The sequence below is a fragment of the Geothrix paludis genome, from assembly GCF_022808815.1.
In the GTDB taxonomy this organism is placed as follows: Bacteria; Acidobacteriota; Holophagae; order Holophagales; family Holophagaceae; genus Geothrix; species Geothrix paludis.
Window position 1 is genome coordinate 343,549 of record NZ_JAKZLC010000002.1, and the last position, 18,283, is coordinate 361,831.

Genomic DNA, 18,283 nt, shown 5'->3' on the forward strand with positions numbered 1-18,283 from the left:
GCCGCGCCGCCGGCTTGGAACCTGAATGAGAAAAGGCGGCCCGAGGGGCCGCCTTTCCTGTTGAACGGTAAAAGAACTAGAGCTTCTGGACGTTGGTCGCCTGGGGGCCCTTCTGGCCCTGGGCGACTTCGAAGCTGACGCGCTGATTTTCGTCCAGCGTGCGGAAGCCGCCACCCTGGATGGCGGTGTGGTGGACGAAGAGATCAGCGCCGCCCTCATCGGGGGTGATGAAGCCGAAGCCCTTCTCGGCGTTGAACCACTTGACGGTGCCTTGAGCCATAACTGTTTCCTGCAGAACGTCTGGTGATGATGTAGCGATGACTTTCCCCAGACAAGGCCGTCATTGCGTTGATGTGAATTCCGCCCCTGGCGGGTCACGCAAAACAGCATGACAGGATTGCCGCCGTCCACCGCTTTTTTCTGCGGCTGGTCTTTTCGGGCACCGCCCCGGGGAGCGCCCCTCGGCGCTCAGAAGCGGATCACCAGGCCCAGACCCGTGATCCGTCGGTCAGCCCGTAGGTCCAGGTCCCCCTCTACGGACCCGCGGGGGATATGAGCGCGGCCATCCTCGAAGAACACCCGCAGCCCTAACTTCGGATAGAGGTAGGCCCGGGCGTCCACGCCGTACCGGAAGGAAGTGGCCCCCCGGTAGGTGATGTACCGGGCGAAGACCCGGGACTCCAGAAGGCCGTCGACGCCTGAAGACCAGCCCGTGAGACCCACCTGGGGGACGATCCAGCTGGAGTGTTCCGACTGGCTTCGGGGGGTCGATGTGAGGGTGAGGGCCTGGAGATCCACCCGGAAGACCTGCGCGCCGAGGTCGAAGCCCAGCCACGCATCGGGGCGCCGCACGAACTTGTAGGTCCAGAGGCCCTCCAGGACCTCGACCTTCGCCTGCGTCTGGAGCGGGGTGCCCGCCGCGTAGTACCTCCCGTCGATGAGGATGGCGCGGGGCAGCACCCGATCGCCCCGGTAGCGCGCGGAATCATAGGTGAGTTGGAAGCCGTGGCCCTCGCCCTGGTATTCCAGGAGCGCGCCGAAGGGGGTGCCGTCCCTCCCCAGCCCGAGATCCGAATCCGTGTCCACCAGGGAGGCCTTCCCGTCGCGGATTCCATCGAGGCTCGCGGACAGCGAGGGCTGCACCCGCTGGAATCCCAAGGTCCAGCCCGTCAGAGGCGCGCCGGCCCCGCCATCGGCGCGGCCCAGCTGGGCGAAGACCGGAACGCCCAGGAGAAAGAGCAGGATTGGAGCCAGGCGCATGGACCCTCCGGTCATGGCCCATCCTACCGGTCTCTCGCGGAGATTTCCTTCCCCGATTCAGACGGCGGCTAGCTTCCGGAAGGCTTCGAGGAAGTCCTTGGGCTGAGGCAGGATCTCGTCCTCCAGAGCCGGGTGGTAGGCCACCCAGGTGTCCTTGGCGGCCAGACGGCGGACCGGCGCGTCCAGGTGGAAGAACAGCTCGTCGGCGATGCGGGCGGCGATCTCCGCACCATACCCCCAGCTCAGCGTGTCCTCGTGGGCCACCAGCACGCGGTGGGTCTTCTTCACCGTCCGCTCGATGGCTGCCCAGTCATAGGGGCTGAGGGTGCGGAGGTCGATGATCTCCACGGAGAGCCCCTCCTTCTCCGCCTCCCGGGCGGCCTGGACCGCGCGGTGCACGGTGTTGCCGAAGGTGATGACGGACAGGCTCGTGCCCTCGCGCACGGTGCGGGCCTTGCCGAAGGGGATCATGAAGTCGGGGCCCGGATCGTTGCCCTTGTTGTGGGTCTGCCGGTAGAGGTGCTTGGGCTCGAGGAAGAGCACGGGATCGTCGCAGCGGATGGCCGTGCGCAGCAGGCCCGCGGCGTCCAGGGCCCGGCTGGGGCAGACCACCCGCAGGCCGGGGATGTGCGTGAAGGTGCTCTCGCCGCACTGGCTGTGGTACGTGGCACCGCCCATGAGGTAGCCGGCGATGGGCACGCGCACCACCACGGGCGCCTTGAAGGCCCCGTTGGAGCGCCACCGGATGGTGGCCAGCTCGTCGCGCAGCTGCTGCATGGCGGGCCAGATGTAGTCGAAGAACTGGATCTCCACCACCGGCTTGAAGCCACGGGCCGCCAGGCCGATGGCGCGGCCGATGATGGTGGCCTCCGCCAGGGGCGAGTTGTACACGCGGTGGCTGCCGAACTGCTTCTGGAGGCCGTGGGTGGCCTTGAACACGCCGCCCTTGCCCTTCACCTCGCCGAGGATCTCCGTCCGGCTGGCGTCCGCCACATCCTCGCCGAAGAGGAGGATGCGCGGGTCCCGCGCCATCTCGTGCTTCAGGGTGGCGTTGACGAGGTCGATCATCGTCTTGGTGCCTGTGGCCTGGTCGCCCGCGGCGTCCTCCGTGTCGAAGGCCGCCGAGGTGGGATCCACCTCCTCGCTGTAGAGGTGCTGGTAGAAGCTTCCGGGCTCGGGCTTCGGGGCCGCGTCCGCCTCCTCCCAGGCCGCGTCGATCTCCGCCTGGACTTCCTCCTTCAGCATCTGGAGCTGCTCGGGGCTGAGGTCCCCCCAGGCCACCAGCTGATGGGCGTAGATGGCCACGGGATCCCGCAGCGCTTCCGCCTCCCGCTGAGTCTTCGACTTGTAGAGCTGCTCGTCATCGGACAGCGAGTGGCTGTAGGGCCGGATGACCCGGGCGCGCACCAGGGCGGGGCCCTTGCGGGCGCGCACATGGTCCGCCGCGGCCTTCATGGCCTGGTAGCTGGCGAGGGGATCGCAGCCGTCCACGTCGTCCAGGATCAGCAGGCCATGGGGCTCGTAGCCCTTGAGGAGGGCCGCCACGTTGCCGCCGGGGTACTGCACCTCGCTGGGCACGCTGATGGCGTAGCCGTTGTCCTCCACCAGGAAGACCACCGGCGCCTTCAGGTTCACGGCGTTGCTGATGCCCTCCCAGAATTCGCCTTCGCTGCAGGTGCCATCCCCGGTGGTGACCAGCACCAGCTGGTCCGGCGCCGTTCCGAGCACATCCTGGAGTCCCCCCTGCTCGGCGCGCAGCACCGCCTCCGCGGCCCCCACGGCCTGGAGGAACTGGCTGCCCGTGGGACTGGAGGTGGTGAAGATGTTGAGCCGCTGGTTCCCCCAGTGGCTGGGCATCTGCCGGCCGCCACTGGCGGGGTCCTCCACGGAGCCCACCGAACCCAGGAACATCTCCTTGGCGGAGTAGCCCAGGCCGTAGGCCAGCGCGCGGTCCCGGTAGTAGAAGAAGAACCAGTCGTGGCCGGGCTTGAACACCATGGAGGCGGCGGCCTGGATGGCCTCGTGGCCCACGCCGTTGATCTGGAAGAAGACCTTGTTCTGGCGCTTGCCGGTGATTTCCTTGTCGTCGATGCGGCGCGCTGCATAGATCGTGCGGAAGAGACGGACGCGCTGCTCGCGGGTCAGGGTCGTGGCGGGCGCGGACAGGTCGGAACGGGCGGCCAAAGGCACTCCTCACAAGGGGTTCTGAGCCATCTGGGGCCCCTCAATCTAGCACGGAGGCCAGCCGTCTACAGATCACCCGTCTACGAGGGGGATCACCGGGCCAATCTGGTGTCATTTGAGGCATCGACACAGACCAGTGCAGATCAATAAGGGATGCAATGGTCATAAACCGCGCCTCCGAGCCTTATGGATAGAATGGGCCCTTTGCGAGTGGCCCATGCCCCTGTCCCCCTCCGAGATCCGCGCCATCCACGACCTGCCCGTGCCCGAGCTGCTCTACCGGGCGGCCACGGCCCACCGGGCCCACTGGAACGCCGAGGAGATCCAGTTCTGCACGCTGGATTCCATCAAGACCGGCGCCTGCCCCGAGGACTGCGCCTACTGCCCCCAGAGCGCCCGCTACCAGACCGCGCTCAAGGTCGAGCCGCTCAAGGACGTGGAGAAGGTCCTGGCCGGCGCCGCCGAAGCGAAGGCGAACGGCTCGACGCGGTACTGCATGGGCGCCGCCTGGCGCGAGGTGAAGGACGACGCCAACTTCGACGCCGTGCTCGACATGGTGCAGGGCGTCTCCGGCATGGGCATGGAGGTCTGCGTCACCCTCGGCATGCTCAACACCGACCAGGCCAAGCGACTGAAGGCCGCCGGCTGCCAGGTCTACAACCACAACATCGACAGCAGCCGCGACTTCTACGAGACCATCATCCACACCCGCAAATTCGACGAGCGCCTGGAGACCATCGCCGCCGTGCGCGCCGCCGGCCTGGAGGTGTGCTCCGGCGGCATCGTGGGCATGGGCGAAACGGTGGACCAGCGCATCCACTTCCTCCAGGAGCTGACGGAGCTGGAACCCGCCCCCGAGAGCATCCCCATCAACCAGTTCGTGGCCGTGGACGGCACGCCCCTGGCGAACGTGGACCCCCTGCCCCCGCTCGAACTCGTGCGCATGATCGCCACCGCCCGCATCCTCTTCCCGAAGAGCCGCATCCGCCTCAGCGCCGGCCGCACACAGATGAGCGACGAACTGCAGGCCCTCTGCTTCTTCGCGGGCGCCAACAGCATCTTCACGGGCGAGAAGCTCCTCACCACGCCCAACCCCGGCGGCAACCACGACCACTGGCTCCTGAACGCCCTGGGCATGCGGGTGGAGGGCGCCGCCGTTAAGAGTGCCTAACAAAACCCCCACGGGGCCGCGCGAGGGCCGCCGGGCGAGCGAGGCGAGGAACGCGAGGGAGGCTCCGCCTCCGCGAGCCTGCGAGCGGGAGGGCCCTGCGGGGCAGGGCCCGTCAGACGGAGGGCGATGCCGCTACGCCCTCCGTCTGACGGCACGCTTTGCGTGCCTCCCACTCGCCTGCGGCTCGTGGAGCCGGAGCCTCCCCGCCGGTCCTCGCCCGGAGGGAGAAAGCCAGGTGGGCGCCCCGCCGTGTCAGCGCCCTTGAACGATGAACCACATCGCCCTGCGGGCCCTTCCTTCTCGGTATCGCCTTCGGCGATACGCGAGACAAACTGATATCTGCGGTGCATCCCACCTGGCTTTCTCGCGGCCCTGTCGGGGTTTTGTTAGGCACTCTATCCTGTAGGCATCATGAAGCTCATCGACGACCTCCGCGCGGAACACGACCTCATCGAGCAGGTACTGGGCTCCCTGCGGACCTTCGTAAAGGTCCGACTGGCGGGCCTGGGCGATCCGGCGGATGGCGTGCGCTTCATGGCCTTCTTCCGACGCTATGCCGGGGACTTCCACCACCACAAGGAGGAGGAGATCCTGTTCCGGGCCCTGGCGGAGCGCGCCGAGCTACCCGCCCACCGGGGCCCCATCGCGGCCCTCACCGGGGAGCACCAGCGCATGGCCAGCCTGCTGGATGGCCTGGAAGGCCTGCTGGGCTCCACCCTGGCCGCAAGCGAGGATCGCACCCAGGTGGAGGCGCTGGCCGTGGACTACAGCCGCTCCCTGTGGCGGCACATCGACGCCGAGAACTCGGTGCTCTACCCCCAGGGCGAGGAACGCCTGCGCCGCTTCCATGTGCGGGACCTGCCCTCCCGTCCCATGACCGACTCCGAGGCTGCGGCGCGGGAAGGCGCCCTCGCCTTGCTCGCGGCCTACCCGCCCATGCACGATGCCGAGGTCCACCGTGGCGACGGCTGCGTCGCCTGCCCCTCCTTCGGCGTCACCTGCGAGGGTCTCGAGTACGAGTGGTGGACCGAGCTGGAGTGGGAGGAGGCGGAGGAGCGCCGGGACGATTGAGGGTCCCTCCTCGACGACGGGGCTATAGTGGTCTTCCATCCACAGGCACCCCGACAGGAGGCACGCCATGACGGATCCCACGCCCCACATCGCCCAGAAGGGCCCGTACCAGGTGGAGGTCGAAGCGGGCAAGACCTACCACTGGTGCGCCTGCGGCAACAGCAAGAAGCAGCCGTTCTGCGACGGCTCCCACAAGGGCGGCCCGTTCGTGCCCCTGGCCTACACCGCCGACATCACGGGCACGAAGTGGTTCTGCGGCTGCAAGCACAGCGGCACCAAGCCCATGTGCGACGGCACCCACAAGAAGCTCTGATCCCGGGCTCCCGAAAGCAGCCGGATCACTCCGGGGCCAGCACCTGAGCCTTGAGCCCCGCCCGGAAGCGCCCCTCGGGATTGGGCACCACGACCCGCACACGGACCCTCCCCGAGGCGTCCGCGCAGGGGTCGACCAGGGTGACCTCCCCCTCGGCGCTTCCGGCGGCGGGCTCGGTGAAGAGCACCTTCACTTTCCGGCCTGGCGGAAAGGCGGACAGGAGGCTAGGGCTCGCGGCGCACTGGACCACCACGCGGCTCAGGTCCATGAGGCGGAACATGGGCTGGGCTCCGGAGACCGCCTCGCCTTCGTCGCGGTACCGCTCGACCACGATGCCGTCCATGGGGGCCACGATGGTGCGGAGCCGCACCTGCTCGGCCGCCGTCTCGTACTGGAGCCGCGCCAGTTCCAGGTCGATGCGTGACTCCAGGGCGCGCGCCTCGGGGATGATCTTGCTGTCATAGAGGCGCTTGGCGCCCTTGGCCTCGAACTCCCGCCGCTCCAGCAGCGCCTTGGCCCGCTGCATCTCGAGCTCCTCCAGCTTCCCGTAGAGCAGGGCCAGGGGCTGGCCGGCCTTCACGGCCTCCCCCTCCTTCACGCGCATGTCCACGATCCGGCTCGAGACCGGGGCGCTGACCTCGACCTGGCGATAGGGGAGCACCTGGCCCTCCAGGGCCAACCCTCCGGCGGAAAGCGCCACCTGGCCGAACAGGAGCAGTGACAGGAAGCGGAGACTCGGGCCCATGTTCCTAGGGTACCGGCAACCACGGGCCCCGGGGGCTCACTTGATCTTGAAGGTGAACTTCCCTTCGTGACACTCCAGGCACTTCACCGCAGGCGTCTTGTGCTGGCGGTGGCAATCCGTGCAGGGGTAGGGTTCGTGGGGCGAGGCCTGGGGAGGGGCGTGGGGGTTGGGCTTGGCGTCCTTCGTCAGGGCCTTCATGGCCGGGTAGTCCCCGTGGCAGACCATGCAGGCCTCGTCCGGCACCGCCGCGGTGGTGGGCTTCTCCTTCTGATGGCAGTCGTGGCAGATGAGCTTGGCCTTCACGTGGGGGGCCGGCAGGGGCCGCTCCTGGGCCAAGCCGATCCCGGCCGCCAGCAGTCCCGACAGCCCCAGGATCCCCATCCGAAGAAGACGCATGTAGCCCCCTCATCCATGCCGCGATGCAAATGATGACCATGATATCGCATTACATTCAAGGGCCTTCCCCCTCGGCCCCCTGCCTGGAAGGCCCGTGTCCCCACGGGTAAACTGATCCATTGGGCTGGCCGCTCCAAACGCAGTCGTTCATATCGATCCAAATCGACGAAGTCGATTTGGATCCGGGAAAGGCAAGGCAAAGATGGCAATGCGAGAGATGGACAAGGCATTCGATTTCAGGACGGCGCAGACGCGCTGGTACGAGGTGTGGGAGGAGTCCCGCGCCTTCGAGGCGGCACCGGAGAGCGGCAAGGAGCCCTGGTCCATCGTCATCCCGCCGCCCAACATCACGGGCAACCTGCACATGGGCCATGCCTTGGTGAACACGCTCCACGACGTGCTCACGCGGTTCAAGCGGGCCCAGGGTTTCGACGCGCTGTGGGTTCCGGGCACGGACCACGCGGGCATCGCCACGCAGATGATGGTGGAGCGCCAGCTCAAGGCCGAAGGAACGGACCGTCACAAGCTGGGTCGCGACGCCTTCGAGCAGCGCATCTGGGAGTGGAAGGAGAAGAACCAGGGCGCTATCGAGCACCAGCTCAAGCGCCTGGGCTGCTCCGTGGACTGGACCCGCAACCGCTTCACGCTGGACCCCGCCCTCAACAAGGCCGTGCGCAAGGTCTTCGTGGAGAGCTACAAGGCCGGCCGCATCTACCGCGGGCCCCGCATGATCCAGTGGGATCCCGCCCTCCAGACGGCCCTCAGCGACCTCGAAGTGAAATACGAGGAGCGGAAGGGCAAGCTCTGGTACCTACGCTATCCCCTGGCGGACGGCAGCGGCGAGGTGGTGGTGGCCACCACGCGGCCCGAGACCATGCTGGGCGATACGGCCGTGGCGGTGCATCCGGACGACGAGCGCTACCAGGGCATGATCGGCAAGCTCATGAACCATCCCCTCACGGGCCGCCAGATCCCCGTGGTGGCCGACAGCTTCGTGGACCCGGCCTTCGGCACCGGCTGCGTGAAAGTCACCCCGGCCCACGACCCCAACGACTTTGCCGCGGGCCAGCGCCTGAAGCTGGACTCCATCACCATCATCGGCTTCGACGCGAAGATGACCGCCGCCGCCGGAGCCTACGCGGGGCTGGACCGGTTCGAGGCCCGCAAGCGCGTGGTGGCCGACCTCGAGGAGCAGGGCTTCCTCTTGAAGGTGGAGGACTACGTCCACAAGATCAGCCTCAGCGACCGCAGCGGCGCCGTGCTGGAACCGCTGGTCAGCGAGCAGTGGTTCATGGACGTGAAGGAGGCCGCGGCCATGGCCCTGGAGGCCGTCCGCGACGGCCGCATCCAGTTCACGCCCTCGCACCACGCCGCCGTCTGGGAGCACTGGCTCACCAACATCCAGGACTGGTGCATCAGCCGCCAGCTCGTCTGGGGCCACCGCATCCCCGCCTGGACCTGCGCCAAGTGCGGGGAGCTTCACGTGGAGTTGGAGCAACCCTCCGCCTGCCGCGCATGCGGAGCAGGAGAACTGATCCAGGATCCGGACACGCTGGACACCTGGTTCAGCTCGGCGCTCTGGCCCTTCAGCGTCTTCGGGTGGCCGGAGCAGACTGCGGAGCTGAAGCGCTACTACCCCACCAGCGTGCTCATCACGGGCTACGACATCCTGTTCTTCTGGGTGGCGCGCATGGCCATGGCGGGTCTCACCTGGATGGGCGACGTTCCCTTCCGAAAGGTCTACTTCAACAGCCTGGTGCGCGACGCCAGTGGCCAGAAGATGTCCAAGACCAAGGGCAATGTCATCGATCCGTTGGAGGTCATGGAGGAGTACGGCACCGACGCCCTCCGCTTCGCTCTGGCCATCATGGCCGCCCCGGGCACGGACATCGCCATGAGTCCCGCACGGCTGGAGGCCTCCAGGAACTTCTGCAACAAGCTCTGGAACGCGTCACGGTTCGTGCAGATGAACCTCGGGGCGGAGGTCACGCTGGCGACGGATCCAGAATTCGGCGAAGCCGAATTCTGGATGGCAGGAAGACTGCGTGAGGAGCTCACATCGGTCACCGAGTCCATCGAGGCCTTCCGCTTCCACGATGCCGCCGAGCGCCTCTACCACCTGGTCTACGACGACTTCTGCGCCACCTACATCGAGCTGGCCAAGGTGCAGCTCCAGAGCGGCACGAAGGCCCAGAAGGCGGCCATCCTCCACTTCCTCGACATCCTGCTGCGGGCCCTGCACCCCTTCGTGCCCTTCCTGACGGAGGAGATCCACGAGGCGGTGATGGTGGAGCGCCTGTCCACCGGGGAGCCGAAGCTGCTGGCCCAGCGGTCCTGGCCCATCGGTGAGACGCTCCTCCAGACGAAGGGTGGGGACGTCACCCTCATCCCCCGCCTCCAGGAGGTGCTCTCCGCCTTCCTGCGCCTCAAGGCCGAGCAGGGCGTGGATCCCGCGAAGCGGGTGGCGGCTTTCTGCTCGCTCTCCGAGCTGGCGCCCTTCACCGAGGCCCTGAAGTCCATCGCCCGGCTGGAGTCCGTCACCTTCACGCAGGGCGACCTCGCCTCTCCCACCCGGGCCGTGGCCGTGGTGGCCGGCGGCGCCGTGGCCCTGGAGCTGGCGGGCCTCAAGGATCCCGCCGCCGAGAAGGCCAAGCTGGAGAAGGAACTGGCCAAGCTGGAGAAGGAGTTGGAACCCCTGCGGGCGCGCCTCGCCGACGAGAGCTTCGTCACCAAGGCCCCCGAGGCCGCCGTGGCCAAGCTGCGCGGCCAGGCCGAGGAGAGGGAGCAGCGCCTGGCCCAGGTGAAGGCGCTGCTGGGCTGAAACGATTCCTGAGGCACGGCACCGCCTCCCGACCGGAGGGCGGTGACGTACCCCAGGGACCGGCTCAGTTGCCGCCGCCCGAGCCCCCGCGTGCCTTCCACTGGAACTGGTGAGGCCACTTGGCCTGCTGGGTGACATCCTGGAATCCTGTGTGGCAGACGTTGCAGGCGGAAGGCTGGTTGTCGCCCGCGGCGGTGTGCTTGTGGGCGAATTCGCTGAACCCGCCCCCCTGGTTGGAGCTGTGGCAGGCGGCGCAACTGGCGATGGCCTTGGCCTTGCCCTGGTACTGGATGGCCTGGGCGTTATCCGAAGGCTGGGAGGTGGGCACCATCGCGTGGGGGCTGCCGTGGCAGGCGGAACAGTAGAGATTGCCGTGGCCCCGCGCGTTCCGGTAGAGCGCGGAACCCGTGTCCACCTCGGCGACGCCGCTGTGGCAGGTCACGCACTTGGGCTCGCTGGCCCAGGGCACCCGGGCGCCGCTCTTGATGGTGTTCGCCACGTTGGCCATGTCCCCATGGCAGGTCGTGCAGTTCCCGTCGGCCGCGGTGTGGGCCAGGCTCCGGTTGCACTTGGTGGTGGCGCCGGGATGGCAGTCGTAGCAGGCGGCGCCGCGGGTGGCGTGGAACCCGTGCACGGCCTGCGAGAGGTACATCCCCGAGGAGCCCGGCCCTGAAGTGCCGAGGGCCGGACTGCCGTGGCAGCTGGCGCACAGGACAGGCTTGCTCGCGAAGAGTTGGGTGCCGTGAGCCGCGTCATGCTTCCGGAGCACCTCGTTCAGGGCATCGCTGCCGTGGCACTTCGAACAGCTGATCTCATCCGAGGTGGGCACCGTGGTCGTGGTCTGGGCCACCACCTTGCCGCTGGTGTCCTTCACCGTGATCTCGCCCACCTGATAGGGGTTCCACACACCCTTGTCATCGATGGGCGTCAGCGGGATGCCCGAGGCCAGGAAGTGGTCGCCCTTGGCCAGCATGGTCCCGGAAAGGCCATTGTTCACGGTCGGATCATCGAGGTTGAGGCCCTTGTCCGCGGGAAGGGACACGCCGAACAGCTTCTGCATGTTCGTCCAGAACTGCCCGAAGCTCCCCTTGGTCGAGGACTTGGTGTTGTTGAGGATCCGGTAGCTCACCGTGACGCCGGAGGTGACGGGCTGGGGCGGGTTGCCCCGCTTCACCACCTGGGCCACCACCGTGTTGTAGGGGGGCAGGATCACCGCGGCGTCATAGCTGGGGTTCAGGCAGTGCATGCCGAGGTCGTTCCAGGCCAGCACCACGTACCCGGAGGAGCCGGTCCGGTTGGGCAGGGCTCTTTGTTCCTGAGTCGGCGCGGCGGAGGTCGCCGGGGCGTCCGGCTTCGAGCCGCCGCAGGCGGCGATGAGGCCTGCGAGCGCCAGGGCCGACGCGGCGCCGGCGAGGGTCTTGAAGGCAGTCCGAGTCATGGGTCCTCCCAGGAAGAGGTGGAGCGTGATGGGGATGGACGCCCAGGAAACGAAAAGCCGCGGACGCCGGGATGACCGACGGTACGACCTGCGTCACGGCTGCGCCATATGACTTAAATCACATATTATTATATAGTTACAACTATCGAACCGCACCTAGCACCTTGGGCCTACCGGCCCGGCCCCATTCGTTCTGTCCCGCTTCCCGGGTGCTAGTCTTGTGTCATGACGAAGATCTACTACGCCGGCCAGGATGTGGATGCCCCCTGCGGGCGCTGCGGCGGCGAGACGCGCCACCAGGTCCTGACCGTGACCAATGGCGTCCCCGACAAGCTCATCTGCGGAAACTGCCGGTCCGTGCACAAGTTCCGCGCGGCCAAGCCGGAGCCCCTGCCCCGCGCCCCCCGGATCCCCGCGGCCGCCAAGGTCGGCGGACCCCGGCCCGGCTCGCTGGTGGCCCAGTTCCAGGAGGCCGTGGCCCGCGAACAGGGCGGCGCCCTGGCCCAGCCCTACTCGGTGGCCGAACGCTGGGAGGAGGGCGCCTGGATGGACCATCCCGCCTTCGGCCTGGGGCGCGTCCAGCGGCGCATGGGCCGCAAGGTGGACGTGCTCTTCAAGGACGGCCTGAAGACGCTGGTCAGCGCATGACCCAGGAGGCCCTCCTCGAGACCAGCTCGCCCGCGCTGCGGGAGCTGCGCTTCGCGGTGCTGGACCTGGAGACCACGGGCGGAAGCCCCAAGGCTCGCTGGGGTAAGGACGGGCGGTTCATCCAGCCCTCGGAGATCACCGAGGTGGGCATGGTGCGTCTCTCGGGCCCGGTGGTGGAGGACCGCTTCTCCAGCCTGGCCGCCATCCAGGGCTTCCTGCCGGAGGAGATCCAGCGCCTCACGGGCATCAGCCTGCCCATGCTGGCGGGCGCGCCCCCCTGGGAGCAGGTGGCCCTGAAGCTGGCGCCGAGGCTGGAAGGCCGCGTCTGGGTGGCCCACCACGCGCCCTACGACGGCAGCTTCCTCAAGGCCTGGCTGCCCGAGGGCATCTGGCGGCGCCACCGCCTCGTCTGCACGCGCCTGCTGGCCAAGAAGCTCATCCCCGAGCTGCCCCGGCGGAGCCTGGCGGAGCTCTGCGAGTTCCTGGGCATCACCAACACCCGCGCCCACCGCGCCCTCCAGGACGCCGAGGCCACCGCCGAAGTCCTCCAGCACCTGCTGCAGCGCGCCGAGGACCGGGGCATGGACGGCGAGGCCTTCCTCGCAGCCGGCGAAGTGGCCTGGAACAAGGTCTGACGCGCTACGGGATGATCTTCTTCGCCTTCTCGGCGGAGGCCTTGGCGTAGTAGGCGCAGACCCCCTTCTTGGCGTCGGGTGCGATGCCGGCGGCCTTGAAGGCCTCCTTGAGCTTCTTCTCGGGCACGCCCAGATCCTTGGCCCAGGCCGACGCCGTCTTCAGATCCTCCGGCATGGAAGCCTCCCTCCGGCCCCCGGGCCGGCTCCCGAAGGATAGCGGTACACTCCCCGCATGGATCTCACCCGCTTCCTCGATCTCGTCCGCACCCAGGGCTGGCAGGGCTGGTCCCTGTGGGCCGTGCTGCTGGCCCAGGCCCTGCTCTGGGTGGGGCTGGTGCGCCTGCACCTCTCCCTCCACCGGGAAGAGGCGCCCTGGGAGGAATGCATCGGGAAGATCCGCAGCGCCTTCCTCCGCAAGCTGAACGGCGAGGAGGAGGTCCAGGAGCTGAAGGTCCACCGCTACGCGCCCCTGGTGGACCAGCTCCTGGCCCTGCACTTCGCCGAGGAGAAGAGCGAGCGCTTCGACCGCTGGCTGCTCCTGCGCTGGAAGGTGAAGGAGGGGCTGCGCCCCTTCTGGATCCGCTGGGGGCACCTCATCATCGCCTTCGGGGCCGTCACCTGGTTCCTCCAGGGCCTGCGCCTGGACCTGGGCACGGAGGTGCTCAAGCGCACGCCCGTGGATCCCCGCATCCTCTGGGTCTGGCTGGGCTACGCCATGATCCTCGCCTGGAAGATCGTGCGCCTCCACGGCAACCTCGAGCGCGTCCAGCGCAGCCTGCTGCTGCCCCGTCGGGACGAGTAGCAGCGCCATGTCCTTCCTGATCCAGCCCTTCCAGCCGGACCTCGAGGACCAGGTGCTCGACCTGATCCTCCCCATCCAGCAGATCGAGTTCGGCGTGCCCATCACCGCCCGGGACCAGCCGGACCTGGCGCGGATCCCCGAGGTCTACCAAGTGGGCCGGGGTGGATTCTGGGTGGGCCTCGCGGAGGGCCATGTGGTGGGGACGCTCGGCCTCATCGATTTCGGAAGCGGAGGCGCCCTGCGGAAGATGTTCCTCCGCAGGGACCATCGCGGCAGCGGGCTGGCCCAGGCCCTCCTCGACACCGCGCTCGACCACGCCAGGAACCACGCCCTCCCGGGCCTCTGGCTGGGCACCCTCCCCCACATGGGCGCCGCCCACCGTTTCTACGAGCGCAACGGGTTCCGGCGCGTGGAGCCGGAGGAACTGCCCCTGGACTTCCCTCGCATGGCCGTGGATACCGTGTTCTACACCTTGGACCTCCTCCGTGCGTCGCGGTGAGGCGGCCCGGCGCCTGGGCCTGCGGGCCGAACGGCTGACGCTCTGGCTGCTCTGGGCCCGGGGCTGGGACCTGGTGGCCTGGCGGCAGAAGCTCGGCCGCTATGAACTGGACCTGCTCCTGAGCCGCGGGCCGGAGCTGCGCCTGCTGGAGGTGAAGGCCCGGCGCCCCGGCGCCTGGGTGGGCGCCGACACGGCCCTGGAGCCCGAGCAGCGCCTCCGTCTCCAGCGGGCCTTCCGCGCCTGGCTCGACCGGGTGCCCTGGCCCGGGCGGGTCACCTTCCAGCGGGTGAGCTGGGCCGGCCTGCGGTGCCGCTTCCATCCCCCGGAACGCTGGGACGCCCTCAAGCTCCGCCCCTGAGGCCACCCGGAACCCTCGTCCCCGGCCGACCGGTCCCGGAGCCGGCTCCGCGTGGCACAACCCTCGCCCCACACCCACCGGGTGTCGGTATGTTGACCTTCCAGGACTGTCTGCTTCCATCACGGGCCCGCTCGGCCCGTCGGCCGGGCTCAGCCCCCTTCGGCCTCCCGCCGAAGCAGGCCGGGGCGTCCGCATGAGCGACCACCCGGTTCCCCGGCTCCGCAGCCTTCCTCTGGGCCAGGGGAATGAGGCGCCCATGTTCGCCGCCCGGGTCGTGGCCATCACCTCCGGCAAGGGCGGGGTGGGAAAAAGCAACGTCACCGCCGGCATGGCCATGACCTTGGCCCGGCAGGGCCAGCGGGTGGTGGTCATGGATGCCAATTTCGGCCTCTCCAACCTGGACATCCTCCTGGGCCTCTCACCTAAATACACGCTTGAGCATGTGTTGCGCGGCGAGAAGGTGCTGGAGGAGATCCTCGTCGAGGGACCGATGGGCGTGCAGATTCTGCCCACAGGCAGCGGCCTCCAGGAGCTGACCCGCCTCGACACCCTGAGCGAGCTGCGCCTGGTCCAGGGCCTCCAGCGGGTGGCGGAGACGGTGGATTGGCTGCTGATCGACACGGCCGCCGGCATCCACGAATCGGTCCTCAAGCTGCTCCTGGCGGCCCAGGAGGTCATCCTCGTGGCCACGCCCGAGCCCACCAGCCTGGTGGACGCCTACGCCATGGTGAAGGTGCTGCACCTGCGCGAGCCTTCGAAACCGCTGTGGCTGCTGGTGAACAACGGCCACAGCGCCGACGAGGCCCGGGAGACCATCGACCAGCTCCAGGAGGCCACGGAACGGTTCCTGGGCAAGCGGCTCCAGGTGCTGGGCATGATCCCCCACGATCCCCACATCCTCCAGGCGGTTCGCCAGCAGCGGGGCGTGGTGGAGCTCTTCCCGGACTGTCCCGCCGCCCGGGCCTTCGCCGTCATCGTCCGGCAACTGCTGAGCCAAACGTCCTTGCAGGTCGATGACTTTGCGGCATTCTGGAAGCTGCCCGCGCCCGGTGACGCTCCCTAGGAACCTGGATGGTCGTGAGTCCTGACCATGAGCCCTTCGATTCCGGTCCATCGACTGGAGATGAACTGGCGCATGCCGTGTCGGCGGCTCCGGCCGCCCTCCGCCCCTGGGCGGCCCTGCTGGCGGCCAGCGAGCGGGCGAAGGAAGCCGAATCCGCCCCCGCCGAGGACGACGGCGAATCCGAACCCTTCGACCGGAACAACCGCGAGCAGATCATCAAGGACTACGTGCCCCTGGTGAAGTTCGTGGCCCACCGCATCGCCTCGCGCCTGCCCTCCCACGTGGAGCTGGACGACCTCATCAACAGCGGCATCCTGGGCTTGATGGATGCCATTGAGAAGTTCGAGCCCACCCGCAACATCAAGTTCAAGACCTACGCCGAGCTGCGGATCAAGGGCGCCATCCTGGACGGCCTGCGGGACCTGGACTGGGTGCCCCGCAGCCTCCGGCGGAAGAAGAAGGACATCGAGACCGCCTACCGGCTCATCGAACAGCAGAAGGGCCGGGCGGCCTCGGACGAGGAGGTGGCGCGCCACCTGGGCATCCCTCTCGACGAGTTGCACAAGAACCTGGATGAGCTCAAGGGCGTCACCCTCGGCACCTTCGTGGAGGCGGGGGAGGACGGCGAAGGCGAAAGCCTCATCAGCTTCGTGCCGGATCCGGACGCGGAGGACCCCCATCAGGTCTTCCAGACCGCGGAGATCAAGGACATCCTCCAGTCGGCCATCGAGGGGCGTCCCAAGAAGGAGAAGTTCGTGGTCCAGCTCTACTACTTCGATGAGCTGACCATGAAGGAGATCGGGATCCTCCTGAATATCACGGAATCCCGGGTCTCCCAGCTGCACACCAAGGCCATGCTGCAGCTCCGCAGCAAGCTGCTGGAGAAGCAGATCCGGGGGTGACGGCGCCCGGCGTGGCGCCGGCGCCACAGCCTGTGGTCCCCGTCCCACCGCAGCCCGTGGCCCTCCCACCACATTGGTCCGGGTGACCGTGCGCGCTAAGGTGAACGCGGACAAGAACGGAGGTCGGCATGTGCGGCATCGTCGGATACATCGGCCAGCAGGGCGCGGCGGGCATCCTGGTGAACGGCCTGAGGAGCCTGGAATACCGGGGCTATGACAGCGCGGGCGTGGCCCTGTCGGACCCCAAGGATGGCTTCCGCGTCATCCGGGCCTCGGGCAAGCTGGCCAACCTCGCGCAGAAGGTGGATCTGTCGGATCCCACGCCCCTGGGCATCGGCCACACCCGCTGGGCCACCCACGGCCGGCCCACGGAGGAGAACGCCCATCCCCACCGCAGCGGCGACGGGCAGGTGGTGGCCGTCCACAACGGCATCTTCGAGAACTTCCTGGAACTGCGGGCCGAGCTGAAGGCCGCCGGCGAGACCTTCCGCTCCGAGACGGATACCGAGTGCTTCCCCGTCATGGTGTCCCACCTGATGAAGCACGGCATGAGCTTTCCCGAGGCCTTCCGCGAGGCCGTGGGCCGCATGCGGGGCATCTACGCCCTGGCCTGCCTCCAGGCCTCGGACCAGGACCGCATCCTCGCCGCCCGCAGCGGCCCCCCGTTGGTGCTGGGCCTGGGCGAGGGCGAGACGTTCCTGGCCTCGGACGTGGTGCCCCTCCTGCCCCATACCCGCCGCGTGATCTTCCTGGAGGATGGCGATCTGGTGGAGCTGACCCGCGAGGGCGCCCGCATCTTCCGCCTGGACGGCAGCGAGGCGCACCGCCCCGTCCACACCATCCCCTACGATCCCATCGCCGCCGAGAAGGGCGGACACAAGCACTTCATGCAGAAGGAGATCTTCGAGCAGCCCCAGGCCCTCTCGAACACCCTGCTGAACCGCCTCCCCCTGGACGCCGAGGCCATCCCCCTGGACCTGCCCTTCAGCGCCCAGGAGCTGGCGGACCTCAACCGCATCCACATCGTGGCCTGCGGCACCAGCTGGCACTCGGGCCTGGTGGGCAAGTTCCTCATCGAGCAGCTGAGCCGCGTGGCCGTGGAAGTGGACTACGCCAGCGAGTACCGCTACCGCGAGCCCGTGATCCAGCCGGGCACGCTCCTCATCGGCATCACCCAGAGCGGCGAGACCGCCGACACCCTGGCCGCCATGAAGGAGGCCGCCGCCCGCGGCGCCCGCACCCTGGCGGTGTGCAACGTCATGGGCTCCACCGCCACCCGCCAGGCCGAAGCCACCATCCTGACCCATGCGGGCCCGGAGATCGGCGTGGCTTCCACCAAGGCCTTCACCACCCAGCTCGCCGTGCTCACCCTGCTGGCCCTGAAACTGGGCGAAGCCAAGGGCACCGTGGATGCCGTGCTCAAGGCGGAGCTGCTCCAGGGCCTGCGGGAGCTGCCCGCCCACCTGGAGCGCCTCAACAGCCTGGAGCCCCAGATCATCCAGTGGGCCCAGCGCTGGAAGGACGCCACGGACTTCCTCTACCTGGGCCGCGGTCCCTGCTATCCGATCGCCCTGGAAGGAGCGTTGAAGCTGAAGGAGATCTCCTACATCCACGCCGAGGGCTACCCGGCCGGCGAGATGAAGCACGGCCCCATCGCCCTCATCGACAAGACCCTGCCCGTGGTGGCCCTCATGCCCCACGACGCCCACCGGGAGAAGACCCTCAGCAACCTCCAGGAGGCCGCCGCCCGCGACGGCCGCATCCTGGCCCTGGTCACCGAGGGCGACACGGGCCTGTCCGGCATCGCCGAGGACGTCCTGGAGCTGCCCGCCGTCCACCCCTGGCTGGCACCCATCGTCTACGCAGTGCCCCTCCAGCTCCTGGCCTATCACATCGCGGTGCTGCGCGGCTGCGACGTGGACCAGCCGAGGAACCTGGCCAAGAGCGTAACGGTCGAATAGCCGGACCCGAAGTTCC

Annotated in this window: 19 protein-coding genes; 12 read left to right on the forward strand and 7 right to left on the reverse strand. The window is 68.3% G+C overall.

Annotated features, from left to right (window positions below):
* Positions 1 to 76: 76 nt before the first annotated feature.
* The 3 genes from MLE64_RS07165 to MLE64_RS07175 all read right to left on the reverse strand — a co-directional run bounded on the left by MLE64_RS07165 (position 77) and on the right by MLE64_RS07175 (position 3,444).
* A complete protein-coding gene (locus tag MLE64_RS07165; RefSeq protein WP_243287678.1) occupies positions 77 to 280 on the reverse strand; it encodes a cold-shock protein in 204 nt (67 codons plus the stop codon).
* A gap of 188 nt (positions 281 to 468) precedes the next feature.
* Entirely contained in the window at positions 469 to 1,260 is a 792-nt protein-coding gene (locus MLE64_RS07170; RefSeq protein ID WP_243317086.1) for a hypothetical protein, read from the reverse strand.
* Positions 1,261 to 1,317: 57 nt separating this feature from the next.
* On the reverse strand, positions 1,318 to 3,444 hold the full coding sequence (locus MLE64_RS07175; protein WP_243317087.1) for an alpha-ketoacid dehydrogenase subunit alpha/beta: 2,127 nt from the start codon (positions 3,442 to 3,444) through the stop codon (positions 1,318 to 1,320).
* A gap of 217 nt (positions 3,445 to 3,661) precedes the next feature.
* Here MLE64_RS07175 and bioB point away from each other — a divergent pair, with 217 nt between their 5' ends.
* The 3 genes from bioB to MLE64_RS07190 all read left to right on the forward strand — a co-directional run bounded on the left by bioB (position 3,662) and on the right by MLE64_RS07190 (position 5,999).
* Positions 3,662 to 4,615 carry a biotin synthase BioB gene (bioB, locus tag MLE64_RS07180; RefSeq protein ID WP_243317088.1) on the forward strand — a complete coding sequence of 318 codons (954 nt, stop codon included), beginning with the start codon at positions 3,662 to 3,664 and terminating at the stop codon, positions 4,613 to 4,615.
* Between the two features lie 411 nt (positions 4,616 to 5,026).
* Positions 5,027 to 5,686 (forward strand): hemerythrin domain-containing protein, encoded by a 660-nt coding sequence (locus MLE64_RS07185; protein ID WP_243317090.1) that lies wholly within the window; start codon positions 5,027 to 5,029, stop codon positions 5,684 to 5,686.
* 67 nt (positions 5,687 to 5,753) lie between these two features.
* On the forward strand, positions 5,754 to 5,999 hold the full coding sequence (locus MLE64_RS07190) for a CDGSH iron-sulfur domain-containing protein (RefSeq protein WP_243287683.1): 246 nt from the start codon (positions 5,754 to 5,756) through the stop codon (positions 5,997 to 5,999).
* A 25-nt stretch (positions 6,000 to 6,024) separates the two neighbouring features.
* On the opposite strand, the gene MLE64_RS07195 is transcribed toward MLE64_RS07190, so the two are convergent.
* On the reverse strand, positions 6,025 to 6,744 hold the full coding sequence (locus tag MLE64_RS07195; RefSeq protein ID WP_243317091.1) for an efflux RND transporter periplasmic adaptor subunit: 720 nt from the start codon (positions 6,742 to 6,744) through the stop codon (positions 6,025 to 6,027).
* A gap of 36 nt (positions 6,745 to 6,780) precedes the next feature.
* Positions 6,781 to 7,140: a cytochrome c3 family protein gene (locus tag MLE64_RS07200; RefSeq protein ID WP_243317092.1), complete on the reverse strand. Its 360-nt coding sequence runs from the start codon at positions 7,138 to 7,140 to the stop codon at positions 6,781 to 6,783.
* Between the two features lie 217 nt (positions 7,141 to 7,357).
* Here MLE64_RS07200 and MLE64_RS07205 point away from each other — a divergent pair, with 217 nt between their 5' ends.
* On the forward strand, positions 7,358 to 9,961 hold the full coding sequence (locus MLE64_RS07205; protein WP_243317094.1) for a valine--tRNA ligase: 2,604 nt from the start codon (positions 7,358 to 7,360) through the stop codon (positions 9,959 to 9,961).
* Between the two features lie 64 nt (positions 9,962 to 10,025).
* On the opposite strand, the gene MLE64_RS07210 is transcribed toward MLE64_RS07205, so the two are convergent.
* The gene (locus MLE64_RS07210; protein WP_243317095.1) at positions 10,026 to 11,399 is read right to left on the reverse strand and encodes a cytochrome c3 family protein; all 1,374 of its coding nucleotides are present in this window, start codon (positions 11,397 to 11,399) and stop codon (positions 10,026 to 10,028) included.
* A 225-nt stretch (positions 11,400 to 11,624) separates the two neighbouring features.
* On the opposite strand from MLE64_RS07210, the gene MLE64_RS07215 reads away from it, so the two are divergent.
* Positions 11,625 to 12,047, forward strand: a complete 423-nt coding sequence (locus MLE64_RS07215; protein ID WP_243317096.1) for a hypothetical protein — start codon at positions 11,625 to 11,627, stop codon at positions 12,045 to 12,047.
* The gene (locus tag MLE64_RS07220; protein ID WP_243317097.1) at positions 12,044 to 12,682 is read left to right on the forward strand and encodes a 3'-5' exonuclease; all 639 of its coding nucleotides are present in this window, start codon (positions 12,044 to 12,046) and stop codon (positions 12,680 to 12,682) included. The genes MLE64_RS07215 and MLE64_RS07220 overlap by 4 nt, the downstream gene beginning before the upstream one ends.
* 4 nt (positions 12,683 to 12,686) lie before the next feature.
* Here MLE64_RS07220 and MLE64_RS07225 read toward each other — a convergent pair whose 3' ends face one another.
* Positions 12,687 to 12,857, reverse strand: a complete 171-nt coding sequence (locus MLE64_RS07225; protein WP_243317098.1) for a hypothetical protein — start codon at positions 12,855 to 12,857, stop codon at positions 12,687 to 12,689.
* Between the two features lie 57 nt (positions 12,858 to 12,914).
* Here MLE64_RS07225 and MLE64_RS07230 point away from each other — a divergent pair, with 57 nt between their 5' ends.
* The 6 genes from MLE64_RS07230 (at position 12,915) to glmS (ending at position 18,267) form a co-directional block, all read left to right on the forward strand.
* Entirely contained in the window at positions 12,915 to 13,484 is a 570-nt protein-coding gene (locus tag MLE64_RS07230) for a hypothetical protein (RefSeq protein WP_243317099.1), read from the forward strand.
* Positions 13,485 to 13,491: 7 nt separating this feature from the next.
* The gene (locus tag MLE64_RS07235) at positions 13,492 to 13,983 is read left to right on the forward strand and encodes a GNAT family N-acetyltransferase (RefSeq protein WP_243317100.1); all 492 of its coding nucleotides are present in this window, start codon (positions 13,492 to 13,494) and stop codon (positions 13,981 to 13,983) included.
* Positions 13,970 to 14,341: a YraN family protein gene (locus MLE64_RS07240; RefSeq protein WP_243317101.1), complete on the forward strand. Its 372-nt coding sequence runs from the start codon at positions 13,970 to 13,972 to the stop codon at positions 14,339 to 14,341. Before MLE64_RS07235 ends, MLE64_RS07240 begins: the two co-directional genes overlap by 14 nt.
* Before the next feature lie 193 nt (positions 14,342 to 14,534).
* Positions 14,535 to 15,404 carry a MinD/ParA family protein gene (locus tag MLE64_RS07245; protein ID WP_243317102.1) on the forward strand — a complete coding sequence of 290 codons (870 nt, stop codon included), beginning with the start codon at positions 14,535 to 14,537 and terminating at the stop codon, positions 15,402 to 15,404.
* Between the two features lie 14 nt (positions 15,405 to 15,418).
* Entirely contained in the window at positions 15,419 to 16,306 is an 888-nt protein-coding gene (locus tag MLE64_RS07250; RefSeq protein WP_243317103.1) for a FliA/WhiG family RNA polymerase sigma factor, read from the forward strand.
* 128 nt (positions 16,307 to 16,434) lie between these two features.
* Entirely contained in the window at positions 16,435 to 18,267 is a 1,833-nt protein-coding gene (glmS, locus tag MLE64_RS07255; RefSeq protein WP_243317105.1) for a glutamine--fructose-6-phosphate transaminase (isomerizing), read from the forward strand.
* Positions 18,268 to 18,283: the final 16 nt, after the last annotated feature.